Origin of the sequence: Burkholderia sp. LMG 13014, from assembly GCF_905232215.1 — a bacterium.
GTDB lineage: Bacteria > Pseudomonadota > Gammaproteobacteria > Burkholderiales > Burkholderiaceae > Burkholderia.
In genome coordinates, this window is the sequence record NZ_CAJNKE010001035.1 from 1 (window position 1) to 1,154 (window position 1,154).

Below are 1,154 nucleotides of genomic sequence, written 5' to 3' on the forward strand. Positions count from 1 at the left end.
TGTCATGCTCTACTCCTTGCAATGACGCGCCGCGGCGCGCTACGCGACCCACGCATGGCGTTGCCGGTCGATGCGCGTGAACGGTGCCGGGTCGATCCAGGCGCGCGCATCGAAATCCTGTTCGAGAAAGCCCCACTCGACGAGGAAGTCCTTGAACGCGACCAGCCCGTCGATCGACGTCTGCGCGAGCCCCGTCTCCAGATGGCGGTGCACATCCGCGCCGTACGCATAGCGCACCCACTCGTCGGACGCGCGCGTCTCGCGGCCGATATACGCGACCGTCTCGGCCGGATGGCGCGCGGCCCAGTCGCCCGCGCCCACCACGACCGACAGGAAGCGGCTCACGAGATCGGGGCGCGCGTCGATCAGTGCGCGGTCGACGGTCAGCGTGCGCGGCGTGCCGTTGCCGATCCGCACGAGCGGATCGGGGTGCGCGCCGAGATCGATGACGACCTGCGCGTCGATCAGGTGCACGGTTTCGAGCCCTTCGACACCTTTCACGAACACCGCGTCGACCTCGCCGCGCACGAGCGCCGCGATCTCGATCCCGTACTCGTGCGGACCGCGCGCAAACGATGCGGGCCCGGTGCGGCGTTCGCGTTCGTCGGGCAGGTCGACCCATTCGGCGTCGCCGTGCCCGAGCCCTTCCAGTTCGAGCGCACTCAGGAAGCCTTTCAGCGCGGCTGCGCGCCAGAAGTCGATGCTGATCGGATGGCGCGGCAACCCGAGCCGCCGGCCGCGCAGATCGCGCACCGAGCGGATGCCGCGATCGGGCAACGTGACGATCGCCTGGAATTCGTTGGTCCACGACAGGCCGATCACGCGCGTATCGGCGCCGCGAGCCCGCGCCCACAGCGCGGGAATGTTGCCGCCCTGCCGGAACGAGTGCGGCAGGCTGTGATCGAAGTGCGATTCGCGCTTGCCGGCGTCGGCCGTCTCCTGCAGCGAATTCAGCGTGATACCTTCCGGCCCGAACTCCTCGTCGAACCAGCCGCGATGCACGGCGATGCCGAGCGCGGTCGGCACCGGGCAGCGCGTGTACCAGAGTGCGTCGCAGGCCGTAGCCTGCGCAGCGAGTGTCGTCATGGTGAATGTCCTTGTCGATGTCGTTGGATGGCGCGGCAATGCCGTCGCGCTCATGCGCCGGCTACGCG

The 1,154-nt window shown here is 69.0% G+C and carries 1 protein-coding gene; it reads right to left on the reverse strand.

What is annotated here, in order from left to right; genetic code table 11:
- Positions 1-39: 39 nt before the first annotated feature.
- Positions 40-1,086, reverse strand: coding sequence for an ABC transporter substrate-binding protein (locus JYJ84_RS37180; protein WP_175219290.1), 1,047 nt, complete (start codon positions 1,084-1,086; stop codon positions 40-42).
- Positions 1,087-1,154: the final 68 nt, after the last annotated feature.